The sequence below is a fragment of the Microbacterium esteraromaticum genome, assembly GCF_016907315.1.
Taxonomy (GTDB): domain Bacteria; phylum Actinomycetota; class Actinomycetes; order Actinomycetales; family Microbacteriaceae; genus Microbacterium; species Microbacterium esteraromaticum.
On record NZ_JAFBBS010000001.1, the window covers coordinates 476,238 to 490,017 of the forward strand.

Consider the following 13,780-nt stretch of genomic DNA (forward strand, 5'->3'; position numbering starts at 1 on the left):
TCTACTTTTCGGCGAGGGCGCGATCGACGAGCGCGATGAGATCCTCAGCACCCGTCCGCGACCCGATGCGCTCGGCGGAGGACGCCATCGCGTCGATCTGCTGACGATCGCCGAGCAGCGGGATGATTCGCTCGCGCACCACATCGGCGTCGAAAGTCGCGTCGTCGAGCAGGACGGCCGCGCCCGCCGCGACTGCGGAGGAGGCGTTCAGGCGCTGCTCCCCATTGCCGACCGAGTAGGGCACGTAGACGGCGGGGATGCCGAGCGCACTGATCTCGCTGACGGTGGCGGAGCCCGCGCGGGAGACGATCAGGTCGGCAAGAGCGAAGGCCAGATCCATCCGGTCGATGTAGCGACGCATCGCATAGCCGGGCACCTCCGGATCGACGAGGTCGCTGCGCTCGCCCGTGGCATGCAGCAGCTGCCAGCCCGCTGCGAGCACGTCGCCCCACGACCCGGCGAACGCCTCGTTCAGTCGGAGGGCTCCGAGCGAGCCGCCGAAGACGAGCAGAACGGGTCGATCCGCGTCGAGCCCGAAGTACTCGGCCGCGTCGGCACGCAGGCCGGCGCGATCGAGCTCGACCACCTCCCGGCGCAGAGGCATCCCGACGACCTCCCCTCTCCGCAGCGGCGTGCCCTCGAAGGCCACCCCGACCGCTGCCGCGGTGCGAGCGCCGAGCACGTTGGCGAGCCCGGGCTTGGCGTTCGCCTCGTGCACCACGAACGGGATCCGCTCGCGGCGCGCGGCGATGTACGCGGGCGCAGATGCGTAGCCGCCGAAGCCGATGACCACATCGACGCCATGGCGCCGGATGTGCGCGCGCACCTGCGCCACCGCCCGCTGGAACGCCGCGGGGAACACGATGGCCGCCCGGTTCGGGCGGCGCGGGAACGGCACCTTGTCGACGATGAGCAGCTCGTAGCCGCGCTCGGGGACCAGGCGCGACTCGAGCCCTTCCTTCGTGCCGAGCACCAGCACGTCATCACCTTCGCGCTGACGCAGCAGATCCGCGACGGCGAGCAGGGGGTTCACATGGCCGGCGGTGCCACCGCCGGCGAGGAGGTACGAAGTCACCTCGCGACCTTACCCCTCGCTGTCGCACCGGCGGCCATCGCGGGTGCGGGCGGGGCCTCGGCTGCAGAAGCGGGCATGGTGCGCGCGAACGCCAGCAGCACTCCGCACGCCGCGAGGACCGAGATCAGTGCCGTGCCGCCCTGCGACATGAACGGCAGAGGAACGCCCATCACCGGGAAGACCCGCAGGACGACGCCGATGTTGATGAGCGCCTGACCCAGGATCCACACGCCGATCCCGCCGGCCGCCACGCGGACGAACGGGTCATCCGAGCGGCGCACGATGCGGAAGACGCCGATCGCGAGGACCGCGAACAGCGCGAGCACCAGCACGCACCCGATCAGCCCGAGCTCCTCGCCGACGATCGCGAAGATATAGTCGTTCTCGGCCGCCGGGAGCCAGCCGTACTTCTCCTGCGAGTTGCCGAGGCCCACGCCGAAGATGCCGCCGTTCGCCATGCCCCAGATGCCGTGCACGGCCTGGTAGCAGGGACCGGAGTTGTCGCAGGCCTCCGGGTTGAGCGCCGACAGGATGCGCCCCATCCGGTTGTCGCTCGAGGCCGCATAGAACGCCACGGCGATGACCCCGAGGATCATCGGCAGGATGAAGAGCCGCAGCTTGACGCCCGAGAAGAACAGGCAGCCGAGCATGATGAGCACGAGCACCATCGCCGTGCCCAGGTCTTTCGCTCCGATCACCGTCCCGATGACGAGCGCAGAGACGGGCACCACGGGGATGAACACGTGATGCCAGATGCCGAGGCGCGCGCGCTTGCGCAGCAGCACGTAGGCGATCCACAGGGCGAGGGTCAGCTTGAGGAACTCGGACGGCTGCAGCTGGAACCCGGCGATGCGGATCCAGTTGGTGTTGCCGTACGACGACACGCGCAGACCGGGGACGAACACGAGCAGCTGCAGCACCGTCGCCCCGATCAGGGCGGGCCACGCGATGCGCCCGAGGAACTTCACGGGGAGCCGGCTGATGAGCAGCATCAGCGGGATGCCGATCAGCGCGAAGATCCCCTGCTTGATCGCTCCATCCCACGGGTCGGGCTTCGCGCTCGTGGCGGACAGCACCATGACCCATCCGAAGACTGTGAGGACGAGCGCGGTCGAGGCGATGAGCACGAACTCGGTGGTCGGCGCGGTGAAGAGGCGCCCCAGAGAGACCCGGGCTGCGAGACCCCGTTCGTCAGTGCGCGGAGGGCGTCCGACCTGTGTCATCCGCGACTCCCCTGCTCACGATCCGGACTGCTCGATCCATGCGCGCACCGCCTGTGCGAAGCGCTCTCCCCGGTCCGCGTAACTCGAGAACTGGTCGAAGGATGCCGCCGCGGGGGCCAGCAGAACCGTGCCCTCGCCCACGATGATCCCCGTCGCCAGTTCAACGACGCGATCCATGACATCCCCAGTCTCACCGGGGATGACCTCGAACACCGGCACCTGGGATGCGTGTCGCTCGAATGCCGTCAGAACGGGTTCGCGGTCGACGCCGATCACGATCGCCGCGCCCGCGGTCCGCCCTGCCTCAGCGACGAGCTCGCCGAGATCGACGCCCTTGAGGTCGCCTCCGACCACCCACACCGCGCCGGGATACGCCCGCAGCGACGACGCCGCCGCATGCGGGTTGGTCGCCTTCGAGTCGTCGACCCAGCGGATGCCCCGATGCTCGGCCACCACCTGGATGCGGTGCGCATCGAGGGAGAATCCCTGCAGCGCCTCACGGATCGCGAAGGGCTCGACGCCGAAGGACCGCGCGAGCGCAGCCGCGGCGAGGATGTTCTGGACGATGTGCGGCGCATCGAGGCCAACGGCACGCAGGTCGGTCACCGTCGTCAGCTCGAGGGCGCTGTTGCGCCGATCGTCGTGGAAGGCTCGATCGACCAGGATCCCGTCGACAATGCCGAGATCACTGGGACCTGGGGTGCCAAGATCGAATCCGATGGCGCGCGCACCCTCGGTGACGTCGGCATCTTCGACCATCCGTCTGGTGGCCACGTCCGCCTTGTTGTACACGCAGGCCACCTTCGTGTGCCGGTACACGAACGACTTCGCCTCGCGGTACGCGTCGGCGCTGCCGTGCCACACCAGGTGGTCGTCGGCGAGATTCAGGCAGACCGAGGCGTAGGGGACGAGCTGACCGGCGACCTCAGACTGACCGATGTACCAGAGCTGGTGGCTCGACAGCTCGACCACGAGCACATCGAATCCGCCAGGGTCGCGCACGGCGTCGAGCACGGGGACTCCGATGTTGCCGCACGGCGCAGCGCGCAGCCCACCCTCCTGAAGCAGCGTCGCGGTGAGCTGAGTGGTCGTCGTCTTGCCGTTGGTGCCGGTGATCAGCACCCATTCGGCCGGCTCGCCGTCGGCGCGCACGACCTTGTCGCGTACGCGCCATGCGAGTTCGACGTCTCCCCAGAGCGCGATGCCGCTCTCGCGCGTCCACCGGATCAGCGGATGCGAGGGCGGGAAGCCGGGCGAGGCGATCACGACGTCAGGCGCGAACTCGCGCAGCGCCTCGGGCACATCGGTGAGCGGGCCCAGTTCGAGGCGCGCACCGATCACAGGCACGAGGCGGGCGTACTCGTCCGATGCGCCCTCCGAGAGCACGAGGACCTCGGCGCCGAGCTCGGTGAGGGTGTCGGCCGCGGAGAATCCGGTCACCGACAGCCCGAGTACGGCGACGCGCAGTCCCGACCAGTCGGAGTGCCAGCTCGTGAGCGTATCCAGCCGAGCGCTCATGCCTGGATCAGCCAGTCGACGTAGAAGAGGCCGACGGCCGAGACGGCGAGCAGGCCGGCGATGATCCACAGGCGCACGACGATCGTCACCTCTGCCCAGCCGCGCATCTCGAGGTGGTGGTGGAACGGGCTCATCAGGAAGAGCCGCTTGCCCCCCGTCACCTTGAAGTAGAGCCGCTGCAGGATCACCGAGCCTGACGAGAGCACGAAGATGCCGGCGATCACGAGCAGGAGCAGCTCGGTTCGCGTGAGGATCGCCATCGCGGTGATGACGCCGCCGATCGCCATGGATCCGACGTCGCCCATGAACACCTTCGCCTTGGGGGCGTTCCACCACAGGAATCCGACCAGTCCGCCCGCGAACGCCGCGGAGACGGTGGCGAGGTTCAGCGGTTCTCGGACTTCGTAGCAGCCGGCCTGCACCATGAGCGCGCCGACGCACGACTGCTTGAACTGCCAGAACGCGATGAGGCTGTATGCACCGACCACGACCACACCGGCACCTGCCGCCAGACCGTCGAGTCCGTCGGTGAGGTTGACGCTGTTCGAGGTCGCGACGCCGATCACCGACACCCAGATGAGGTACAGGATCCAGCCGAGCACGGCGCCGAACGCGAAGAGGTTCAGCCAGGAGATGTCACGGAACAGCGACACGTGTCCGCTGGCCGGGTACTGGCCGAGGCGGTTCGGGAAGTTCAGGGCCACGATGCCGAACGGAACCAGCACGAGCAGCTGCCCGACGATCTTGCGCCAGCCGGAGAGGCCGAGGCTGCGCTGACTGCGGATCTTCATGTAGTCGTCGATGAAGCCGACCACGCCGAACCCGACCATCAGCCACAGCACGAGGATCGCCGACAGCGCCGGAGTCGTGCCGCCGAACAGGCTCCCCGCGAAGTACCCGAGGATCGTTCCGACGATGAAGATGACGCCACCCATGGTGGGGGTGCCGCGCTTGGCCTCGTGGCTCGGGTTCGCGATGTCCTCGGGGGTGCGGATCACCTGCCCCCATCCGATCCGGCGGAACACCTTCAGGAAGACGGGGGTCAGGAAGAGCGAGAAGGCGAGCGAAATCGCCGTCGCCATAAGCAAGGACCTCACGAGAACGATTCTCCCAGACGATCGCCGAGATGCCGGAGCCCCGCGGAGTTGGACGACTTCACCAGCACGCGGTCACCGTCGCGCAGCTCGCCCTTCAGGTACTCGAAGGCAGCGTCCTGGTCCAGCAGGTGCACGGCCTCGCCGTCCCAGGATCCCTCGCCGACGGCCGCGAGATACAGCCGTCGTGCCTCAGGGCCGACGACCACGATGCGCTGGATGTTCAGACGCACGGCGAGCAGCCCGATGCGGTCGTGCTCCTCCCCCGCCGTCTCGCCGAGCTCGCTCATGGCACCCAGCACCGCAACGGTGCGCTCGCCAGGCGCCACGATCTGGGCGAGGGTGCGCAGCGCTGCTGCCATCGAGTCGGGGCTCGCGTTGTAGGCGTCGTTGATGATGCGCACGCGGTCGGAGCCCATCGGCTGCATCCTCCACCGCTCGGCGATCTCCACGGTCTCCAGACGGCTGATCGAGTGCGTGACGGGCACACCGAGGACTCGGGCCGCGGCGATCGCTGCGAGGGCGTTGTGCACGTGGTGGGCGCCGAGCACCTGCAGCCGCAGCGGGATCTCCTCGCCGTCGGCCTGGATGACGGCCGACGTGCCGTTGGCAGCCACCTCGATGCGGTCGGCCCGGACCTCGGCATCCGGATGCTGACCGAACCCGACCACGTTCATCCCGCGCTCCTCGGCGAGCGACCGCATGGCCCAGACGCGCGGGTCGTCGATGTTGAGCACGGCCGTGCCGTCGGTTCGAGCGGCGGAGACCAGTTCCGACTTCGCCTTCGCGGTCGCCTCGATGCCTCCGAAGCCGCCGGCGTGCGCGAGCCCCACCATCAGCACGACCGACACATCGGGCGTCACGAGACCTGCGAGGCGCGCGATGCTGCCGGCGCCTGCGGCGCCGAACTCGCTGACCAGGAACCGTGTGGTGGGTGTGACCCTCAGCATCGTCAGGGGCGCCCCGACCTCGTTGTTGTACGAGCGCACCGGGGCCACGGTCTCGCCCTCCTCCGAGAGGATCCGGGCGAGGAAGTTCTTGGTGGTGGTCTTGCCGTTCGACCCGGTGATGCCGACGATCTTCAGCGCGCCCGCGGCGCGCACGCGCGCGACGACCTCGCGGGCGAGGTCGGCGAGGGCGGCGACGGCGTCGGCGACGACGATCTGGGTCACCGCGACGTCGACCGGGCGCTCGACGATGGCGAGCACCGCGCCGGCCTCTGCGGCGGCGCCGACGAAGTTGTGACCGTCGGTCACCTCGCCGGGCTTGGCGACGAAGATCGAACCGGTGGTCATCTCGCGGGAGTCGGTGTCGACGGTCCCGTCGACGACGGTCTCGGCCGTGTGCGGGGCGTGCAGACGCAGCTCACCGTGCAGGATCTCGGCGATCTCGGCGAGCGGAAGGGCGATCATGTGGCATCTCCTTGCGCGGCGCGATGCCGGCTAGTCGAATTTCGGGAGCAGCTCATCCATGGGCTGCGAGGAGGGGGCGACGCGGTAGGTCTTCAGCACCTGCGTCATCGCCTTCTGGAAGGCGGCGGCGGTGGCCCCGGAGTTCCTAATCCTAGTCGGCTCGTCCAGGGTGACCAGCACGACGAACTGCGGATCCTCGATCGGCGCCATGCCCGCCATATTGGTGAAGTAGACGCCCTTCTTGTAGCCGCCCTTGCCGTCCGGCTTCTGCGCCGTACCGGTCTTGATGCCGATGCGGTAGCCGGGCACCTCGATCGTCTTGGCGAGACCGCCCTGCACGGCGACGTTCTCGAGCATCCGCTGCACGGTCTTCGCTGTCTTCTCGGTCACGACGCGCTCGCTCTTCGGGGCGTCGGGGGTGATCACCGTGCCGTCCCCGCTCGTGCATGATTCGACGAGCGACAGGTCGAGCTTCTCGCCGCCGTTCGCGAGGGCCTGGTACGCGCCCGCGATCTGTGCGGGAGTGACCGTGAACGCCTGCCCGAAGGTGGTGGTGTACAGCCCCTGCGGCCCCCATTTCGCGGGATCGTGGATCAGGCCGGACACCTCTTCAGGGAAGCCCACAGCGGTCTTCTGCGCGACGCCGAACTTCTTCAGGTAGTCGTAGCGCTTCTCGGGCGAGATCATCGTGCCGAACTGTGACAGCGACACGTTCGACGAGTCGATCAGCGCGCCGGCGAACGTGTACTGATAGGTCGGGTGCTTGAACGGATCGTTGACGACCGCTCCGTTCGGGAACTTCTTGTGGTCGGGAGCCGTCACCGAGGTCAGCGGCGTCGCCGCTCCCTCATTGATGACCGACGCCGCCGTCACCGGCTTGAACGTCGAGCCGGGCTCGAACGAGTACGAGAAAACCTGCGAGCGCCAGTAGTCGTCGTCCACCGAGTTCACGTCATTGGGATCGAGCGACGGGTACTCGGCCATCGCGCGGATCTTGCCCGTCTTGACGTCGACGACGGTGACCGAGCCCGCCTTGGCGCCCTGCTTCTTCGCCTCCTCGGCGATCATCTGCTGCAGGTACCAGTTCAGATCGCTGTTGATCGTGAGCTGCACCGTGCCGCCGTCGGTGGCGGGGGTGATCTGCTCGCTGCCAGGGATCTTCACGCCGCCCTGTCCGCGCAGGTAGGTCATCTCGCCGTTCTTCGCCGAGAGGCACGCGTCGTCCATCAGCTCGACGCCGTAGAGGGGCTTTCCCGACCCGTCGAGGAAGCCGAGGGCGCTGCCGGCGACCGCTCCGTTGGGGTACACCCGCACAGAGCGCGGCTTCATCGCGATGTAGGCGAGGCCGTCGTCGGTCTTCAGTTCGCGCAGCTTCAGGTACTGCTCGGTGCTGAGCCCTGTGGCGAGCGCGAGGTACTGGGAGTTCGGGTCCTGCTCGATCTTCTTCGACACGTTGTCGCGCAGGTCGTCGACGTCGATTCCCGCGATGTCGGCGATGCGCTCACTGGCGTCTTCCCAGGCCAGCTTCGGCTTCTTCTTCTCGTCTGTCTGCTCTTCGAACTGACGGATCAGCAGCGGTGAGAGCTCCGCGTCATAGACCAGCACGCTCGAGGCGAGCACCGTGCCGTCGGTGTCGGCGATGTCACCGCGCGCCCCCGCGATCACCTGGGTCGAGCCGAGGTTGCCGGTGTTGACGCCTTCGGCGACATGGTCATCGGCGTGCACCACCTGGATGTCGACGAGGCGGAAGACGAAGGCGCCGAGCACCATGAGGATGACGGCCAGGGCGACCGCTGTACGTCGGCGCTGTGCGCGAGTGGCTCGAGTCGTCATGCGCGTCTCCGTCGGGTGCGGCTATCGGGTGGTGGGGGTCGGAAGGCCGTCTGTGATCACGGGAGGGCCTGCCGGTTCGACTGTGCCGGCGGCAGCTTCGTCGCGCTTCGCGGCGGCCTCCTCCGCGGCCTTCTTCTCCGCCGCCGTGGGCGGCGGAGGGGCGAGGAGCGCGTTGCCGACCTTGGTTGCGCCGTTCGGATCGACGGTGGATGCCCAGTTGGCGCCGTCGCTGGCGCCGAGCACCTTCCCGTCGCTGAGCCTCAGGTATGACGCCGATCCGGCCACGACGAGGCCCATGCCATCCGCCTTCACCGCGAGGGACTGCGGCGAGCTGATGCCCACGAGGTTCTCGTGCAGCGCCTGCTTCTGCAGACCGAGTTCGTGCTGCTGGATGTTCAGGTCGGCGAGCACGAAGGCGTCCTGGGTGGTGGCGAGCGAGATGCCCATCTGGGCGGCCCCGATGGCCAGAGCACCGCCGACGGCGAGGGCTGCGTACGCCAGCCGGGGTCGGCGCGCGGCTGCGGGCGCGGTCACGGGCGTCAGCCGACGCCGGGGTTCACTGCGCTGGGGCTGCGGCTGCGGCTGCGGCTGCACGCGGGCTGTCTGCAGGCTCATGACGTCTCCCTCAGCTTCTCTGCGGCACGGAGCCGCACCGGTATTGCGCGAGGATTGCGCGCCTTCTCGTCATCGCGCGCGAGCTCAGCGCCCTTCGTGAGCACGCGGAAGCGGGGGGCGTGCTCCGGCAGCTCCACGGGGAGCCCGGCGGGTGCGGTCGACGACGACGCCGCGGCGAACGCCTGCTTGACCAGGCGGTCCTCCAGGGACTGATAGGCCATGACGGCGATCCGACCGCCGACCGTGAGCGCATCCATCGCAGCCGGGATGGCGTCGGCGAGAACGCTCAGCTCGGAGTTCACCTCGATGCGCAGCGCCTGGAAGACGCGCTTCGCGGGGTGACCGGCACGCTGCGCCGCGGCGGGGGTCGCTTCGACCAGAAGGTCGACGAGCTCGCCCGAGCGGGTCAGCGGATGCTGCTCCCGCGCCTGCACGATGAACCGGGCGTAGCGACCGGCGAGCTTCTCCTCACCGAAGCGCTCGAAGATCCGGCGCAGCTGCCCCTCGCTGTACTCGGCGAGGATGGTCGCCGCCGTGCGCCCCTTGGTCTGATCCATGCGCATGTCGAGCGGGGCGTCCTTCGAGTACGCGAAGCCTCGTTCTGCTTCGTCGAGCTGCAGGGACGAGACGCCCAGATCGAAGAGGATCGCCGAGGCGCCCTGCGCGTGCAGGCCGATCTCGTCGTAGACGGTGTGCACGAGGGTGACGCGGTCGCCGAACGGCGCCAGCCTCTCCCCCGCGATGCGGAGGGCGTCGGTGTCGCGGTCGAGGCCGATCAGCCGGGTGCCGGGGAAGCGCTCGAGAAATGCCTCGGAGTGGCCTCCCATGCCGAGGGTGGCGTCGACGAGCACCGCTCCGTCGTGCTGCAGCGCGGGTGCGAGCAGCTCGATGCAGCGTTCCAGCAGCACCGGGGTGTGGATGTCGCGGATGCTCATGATCTTCTCCCGTGACCTCCGGCTCTGATTCCTCTCCGCTCGACCCGGCACCGGGGAAGTGTGTCGGGGCGGAGCGGCGAGGCATCACAGCCGTGGTCAGAACAAGCCGGGAATCACCTCCTGTTCCAGATCGGCGTAGGACTCTTCGTTGCTCTCGAGGTATGCGTTCCAGGCGGCCGCGTCCCAGATCTCGGCGTGGGCGCCGACACCGGTGACGACCAGCTCCTTCTCCAGACCCGCGTACTGACGCAGGTGGGCCGGGATCGTGATGCGGTTCTGGCTGTCTGGCATCTCAGCGCTGGCTCCGGAGAGGAACATGCGCAGAAAGCTGCGTGCCTGCTTGTCGGTGAGCGGGGCCTGACGGACCCGCTCGTGCTTGGCCTCGAATTCGGCGGTGCTGAACACGTAGAGGCAGCGCTCCTGCCCGCGGGTGACCACGATGCCCCCGGCGAGGTCCTCTCGGAACTTCGCAGGAAGGATCACACGGCCCTTGTCGTCGAGCTTCGGTGTGTGGGTACCCAATAGCACTGGCCATCACCCCCTCTGCGTCCGGCCAACCCGAGGTGCGCACCACTTTACTCCACTTCGCTCCACTTTCCTACGAAAATCCGCCCCTCGTTCCTGCTGATCTTCTGAGTGCGGAACGCAGAACGCCCGTCATTCCGCGGAATGACGGGCGTGGAGGGCAGTGGAGTGCGAGTGGAGGGCGGGTGGAGGGAAGCAACCAGTCGAAGCACGAAAAAACCCGGATGCATGGCATCCGGGCTTCGTAGTGGGTCAGATCAGCGCTCGTCCTGGCGTCGATCCCAGCGATCGCTCATGCGATCCATGAAGGAGGAGTCGCGTGACTTCGCCGCCCGCGGCTTCGTGGATGCGGCAGACGCCGAGGTACGGCGAACAGGCGTGAAGGCCAGAATCGCGCCACCCAGCATGGCGAGGAACGCGACGACACCGAGGATGACGCTTCCGACGACACCCACCTTGTCGCCTGCGGCCACGGCGGCCACGAGTCCGCCGATGCCGGCGAGCAGCAGGAGCGCGCCGTAGACCAGGTTGCGATAGCTGAGCGCGCGATCGCCGGACGGCGCGGTGACGACGTCTGCGTCGTGCTGGAGAAGATGGCGTTCCATCTCATCGAGCATGCGCTGCTCTTGTTCGGAAAGAGGCATGTCCAACCCCCTCGGTTCGGTCAGTCAAGTCTACCCTTGCACGCGGGCCGTCGGCTAGCCGGGCCGGCCCCGATTGCCTGCATCTAGGCTGGGAATCGTGTCAGCATCTCCCGTCACAGACGCCGTTGCGGAACGCCTTGACGCGTTTCTGCTGAGCATGCGCTCCCGCAGCACCGAGTACGGCCCGGACGCCGAGACGTTCCTCGGCGCCGCTGCAGCGACCTTGAGCGGCGGAAAGCGTCTTCGGGCGCGCTTCGCCCATGCCGGATGGCTCGCGGCATCAGGCGGTCGCGAGCCGGATGCCGCCCTCTGGGGCCTCGGAGCTGCGCTGGAGATCTTCCAGTCGGCGGCTCTGGTGCACGACGACCTCATCGACAACTCCGACACGCGCCGCGGTCGCCCCGCCTCGCACCGCGCGCTCGAAGCCGCACACCGCGAAGCCGGCTGGCACGGCGATGCGGAGGCTTTCGGCCGGTCTGCTGCCGTGCTGCTCGGCGACCTCCTGGTCGCGTGGAGCGACGATCTTCTGGAGGAGACGCTCGACGGGCATCCGCATGCCGCCGCGACCCGAGCCGAGTACGCGCGCATGCGTCGCGACGTGACCGTAGGGCAGATGCTCGACATCACCGAGGAGTCGGCATGGAGCGTGAATCCGCCCGACTCACTCCTTCCACGGGCGCTGCGGGTCGCTGCCCTCAAGTCCGCCCGCTACAGCGTCGAGCAGCCGATCCTGCTCGGTGCGACTCTCGCCGGCGCGGACGACCGTCTGCTCGCGCGCTTGCGCGCCTTCGGGCATCCGGTCGGCATGGCCTTCCAGCTGCGCGACGATGTGCTCGGCGTGTTCGGCGACCCGGTCGTCACCGGCAAGCCCGCCGGCGACGACCTTCGCGAAGGCAAGCGCACGGCGCTCATCGCGATCGCACGTGAGGCGCTGCCACAGGACGCACGCGCGCATCTCGACTCGCGCATCGGCGACCCGCATCTGACCGCGACCGACGTGGCGGAGCTACAGCACCTGATCCGCTCGACGGGAGCCGCCGAACAGGTCGAGCAGATGATCGCCGAGTACTCGGAGGCCGCGGTGGCCGCTCTCGAGGACGCGGACCTGAACGAACAGGCGAGGCAGGCGCTGAGCGCTCTCGCCGAGGCGGCTATCGCGCGTTCCGCCTGAGCGAACCGTGCTAAGAGGGCCTCAGGCCAGGGTTCGCGCGACGCGTCGGACCTCGCTCTTGTGGCCGGCCAGCAGAGCCGCGATCGGCGTGCGTCCGAGCGTCTCCTCTTCGGCGAGCAGCCAGTCGATGACCTCGTCGTCCGAGAAAGAGACATCCTGCAGCGCCATGATCGTTCCGCGCAGCGACGGCAGCGGGCGGCCATCGACGATGAACGCGGCCGGCACGGCGAAGGCGCCATGGCGACGCGAGCCGATCAGGTAGTGCTCGTCGAGAAGACGGCGGACGCGCCCGGGGGTCTCGTCGAGCGCCTCGGCGAGTTCGGGGATGGTCAGCCAGGCGGAGGGGTCAGCAGCGTTCTCAGACACCCCTCCACTATCTCATCCAGCGCCGCATGCGCCGTCACCGGGACCGCTGATCACAGCAGTCACACGAGTCACACCAGTTGACAACGGTTTACATGCGTGTCAGCGTTTCTTCTGCATCTACGGGGAGAGAGACGATATGAGCATCACCACCCAGCGCACACTGCCGGTGCGCTTCACCGCACCCGCCGCTGTCGTCGGGACGCTGGCGGCAGCGCTCACCGTAGCCCCCGCCCAGGCCGCCGAGACCGGATCGCGTTCGGCGAGCGGCGCGCCCCACGTGCAGGCGCTCCCATCGAGGGACCTCGACAGCCGGGGCATCGCCCATCCTGCTGCCGCGCGCACGAGCACGTACACGATCAAGCCCGGTGACACCGTCTCCTCCATCGCCCGCGCGCACGGCGTCGCGACCGCCGACCTCCTGTCCTGGAACAAGCTGGGCTGGCGCTCGGTGATCTATCCCGGCCAGAAGCTGCGCCTCTCCCCCGCGTCCGCGGCTGCCGCGTCGGCGAAGCCGGCTCCGGCTGCACCTGCGACTGCCGTGACGCACACGGTCGTCCGCGGCGACACGGTCTACGGCATCGCGAAGAAGTACCGCACGACCGTCTCGGCGATCATGTCGCTCAACAGCATCGGTGGGTCTGCCGTCATCAGGCCAGGGCAGAAGCTGCGCGTATCCGGAACGATCGCCCTCGTCTCCGCATCGAAGCCGGCCCCAGCCCCGGCCGCCGCGCCCGCCTCGACGGCGAAGCCGACCTCGCACACCGTCGGCGCAGGAGACACCCTCTACGGCATCGCCGAGAAGTACGGCACGAGCGTCGCCGTGCTTCTGCAGGCGAACGACCTCGGACAGGGCAGCATCATCTACCCCGGCCAGAAGCTGCGGCTGCAGGTCCCCGCGTCCGCACAGCGGTCAGCCGCTCTGAACGACACCCAGAAGGCCCATGCCGCGCGGATCATCCGCATCGGTCGCGAACTCGGAGTGCCCGAACGCGGCATCGCGATCGCACTCGCCACCGCGATGGTCGAGTCATCGATGCGCAACCTCGACTACGGCGACCGTGACTCGCTCGGGCTGTTCCAGCAGCGCCCGAGTCAGGGCTGGGGAACCGCAGAGCAGATCACGGACGTCGATCGCAGCATCCGCGTCTTCTACGGGGGTCCGCAGAATCCCAACGGCAACGCGACCCGCGGGCTCCTCGACATCGCGGGATGGCAGCGCATGTCGTTCACGGGCGCAGCGCAGGCGGTGCAGGTCTCGGCATACCCGCATCGCTACGGCCAGTGGGAGCAGCAGGCGAATCGCTGGCTCGACACGCTGCGATGACACGCGCATCGTCACCGGATCGAAATTCAGCCGGGGTGCGCCGTT

At 68.5% G+C, this 13,780-nt stretch carries 13 protein-coding genes; 2 read left to right on the forward strand and 11 right to left on the reverse strand.

The features are described from left to right. Position 1 precedes the first annotated feature (1 nt). The 10 genes from JOE67_RS02335 to JOE67_RS02380 all read right to left on the reverse strand — a co-directional run bounded on the left by JOE67_RS02335 (position 2) and on the right by JOE67_RS02380 (position 10,874). A complete protein-coding gene (locus tag JOE67_RS02335) occupies positions 2-1,075 on the reverse strand; it encodes a glycosyltransferase (RefSeq protein ID WP_204973977.1) in 1,074 nt (357 codons plus the stop codon). Then, positions 1,072-2,298, reverse strand: coding sequence for a putative lipid II flippase FtsW (gene ftsW / locus JOE67_RS02340; protein ID WP_204973978.1), 1,227 nt, complete (start codon positions 2,296-2,298; stop codon positions 1,072-1,074). The genes JOE67_RS02335 and ftsW overlap by 4 nt, the downstream gene beginning before the upstream one ends. A gap of 15 nt (positions 2,299-2,313) precedes the next feature. Next, a complete protein-coding gene (gene murD / locus JOE67_RS02345) occupies positions 2,314-3,816 on the reverse strand; it encodes a UDP-N-acetylmuramoyl-L-alanine--D-glutamate ligase (protein WP_204973979.1) in 1,503 nt (500 codons plus the stop codon). Further along, on the reverse strand, positions 3,813-4,913 hold the full coding sequence (gene mraY / locus JOE67_RS02350; protein ID WP_204973980.1) for a phospho-N-acetylmuramoyl-pentapeptide-transferase: 1,101 nt from the start codon (positions 4,911-4,913) through the stop codon (positions 3,813-3,815). Before mraY ends, murD begins: the two co-directional genes overlap by 4 nt. Then, positions 4,910-6,322: a UDP-N-acetylmuramoyl-tripeptide--D-alanyl-D-alanine ligase gene (locus tag JOE67_RS02355; protein WP_204973981.1), complete on the reverse strand. Its 1,413-nt coding sequence runs from the start codon at positions 6,320-6,322 to the stop codon at positions 4,910-4,912. The genes mraY and JOE67_RS02355 overlap by 4 nt, the downstream gene beginning before the upstream one ends. 30 nt (positions 6,323-6,352) lie before the next feature. Further along, a complete protein-coding gene (locus JOE67_RS02360) occupies positions 6,353-8,155 on the reverse strand; it encodes a peptidoglycan D,D-transpeptidase FtsI family protein (protein ID WP_204973982.1) in 1,803 nt (600 codons plus the stop codon). A gap of 21 nt (positions 8,156-8,176) precedes the next feature. Beyond that, positions 8,177-8,770, reverse strand: coding sequence for a cell division protein FtsL (gene ftsL, locus JOE67_RS02365; RefSeq protein ID WP_204973983.1), 594 nt, complete (start codon positions 8,768-8,770; stop codon positions 8,177-8,179). After that, a complete protein-coding gene (rsmH, locus tag JOE67_RS02370; protein WP_204973984.1) occupies positions 8,767-9,705 on the reverse strand; it encodes a 16S rRNA (cytosine(1402)-N(4))-methyltransferase RsmH in 939 nt (312 codons plus the stop codon). Before rsmH ends, ftsL begins: the two co-directional genes overlap by 4 nt. A 96-nt stretch (positions 9,706-9,801) precedes the next feature. After that, complete coding sequence (gene mraZ / locus JOE67_RS02375; RefSeq protein WP_204973985.1) at positions 9,802-10,233, reverse strand: division/cell wall cluster transcriptional repressor MraZ; 432 nt, start codon at positions 10,231-10,233, stop codon at positions 9,802-9,804. Positions 10,234-10,487: 254 nt separating this feature from the next. Continuing rightward, positions 10,488-10,874 carry a DUF3040 domain-containing protein gene (locus JOE67_RS02380; RefSeq protein ID WP_204973986.1) on the reverse strand — a complete coding sequence of 129 codons (387 nt, stop codon included), beginning with the start codon at positions 10,872-10,874 and terminating at the stop codon, positions 10,488-10,490. Between the two features lie 94 nt (positions 10,875-10,968). On the opposite strand from JOE67_RS02380, the gene JOE67_RS02385 reads away from it, so the two are divergent. Then, on the forward strand, positions 10,969-12,045 hold the full coding sequence (locus tag JOE67_RS02385) for a polyprenyl synthetase family protein (protein ID WP_204976617.1): 1,077 nt from the start codon (positions 10,969-10,971) through the stop codon (positions 12,043-12,045). A 21-nt stretch (positions 12,046-12,066) separates the two neighbouring features. On the opposite strand, the gene JOE67_RS02390 is transcribed toward JOE67_RS02385, so the two are convergent. Beyond that, the gene (locus tag JOE67_RS02390) at positions 12,067-12,411 is read right to left on the reverse strand and encodes an Rv2175c family DNA-binding protein (protein WP_338041469.1); all 345 of its coding nucleotides are present in this window, start codon (positions 12,409-12,411) and stop codon (positions 12,067-12,069) included. Positions 12,412-12,547: 136 nt separating this feature from the next. Between JOE67_RS02390 and JOE67_RS02395 the strand changes: the two genes are divergently transcribed. Continuing rightward, the gene (locus tag JOE67_RS02395) at positions 12,548-13,735 is read left to right on the forward strand and encodes a muramidase family protein (protein ID WP_204973987.1); all 1,188 of its coding nucleotides are present in this window, start codon (positions 12,548-12,550) and stop codon (positions 13,733-13,735) included. The last annotated feature ends 45 nt before the right edge of the window (positions 13,736-13,780 follow it).

Bases quoted from the DNA above. Each gene is read 5' to 3' on its own strand.
- ftsW (WP_204973978.1), bottom strand. From the start codon at position 2,298: ATGACACAGGTCGGACGCCCTCCGCGCACTGACGAACGGGGTCTCGCA.
- murD (WP_204973979.1), bottom strand. From the start codon at position 3,816: ATGAGCGCTCGGCTGGATACGCTCACGAGCTGGCACTCCGACTGGTCG.
- JOE67_RS02355 (WP_204973981.1), bottom strand. From the start codon at position 6,322: ATGATCGCCCTTCCGCTCGCCGAGATCGCCGAGATCCTGCACGGTGAG.
- JOE67_RS02360 (WP_204973982.1), bottom strand. From the start codon at position 8,155: ATGACGACTCGAGCCACTCGCGCACAGCGCCGACGTACAGCGGTCGCC.
- ftsL (WP_204973983.1), bottom strand. From the start codon at position 8,770: ATGAGCCTGCAGACAGCCCGCGTGCAGCCGCAGCCGCAGCCGCAGCCC.
- rsmH (WP_204973984.1), bottom strand. From the start codon at position 9,705: ATGAGCATCCGCGACATCCACACCCCGGTGCTGCTGGAACGCTGCATC.
- JOE67_RS02380 (WP_204973986.1), bottom strand. From the start codon at position 10,874: ATGCCTCTTTCCGAACAAGAGCAGCGCATGCTCGATGAGATGGAACGC.
- JOE67_RS02395 (WP_204973987.1), top strand. From the start codon at position 12,548: ATGAGCATCACCACCCAGCGCACACTGCCGGTGCGCTTCACCGCACCC.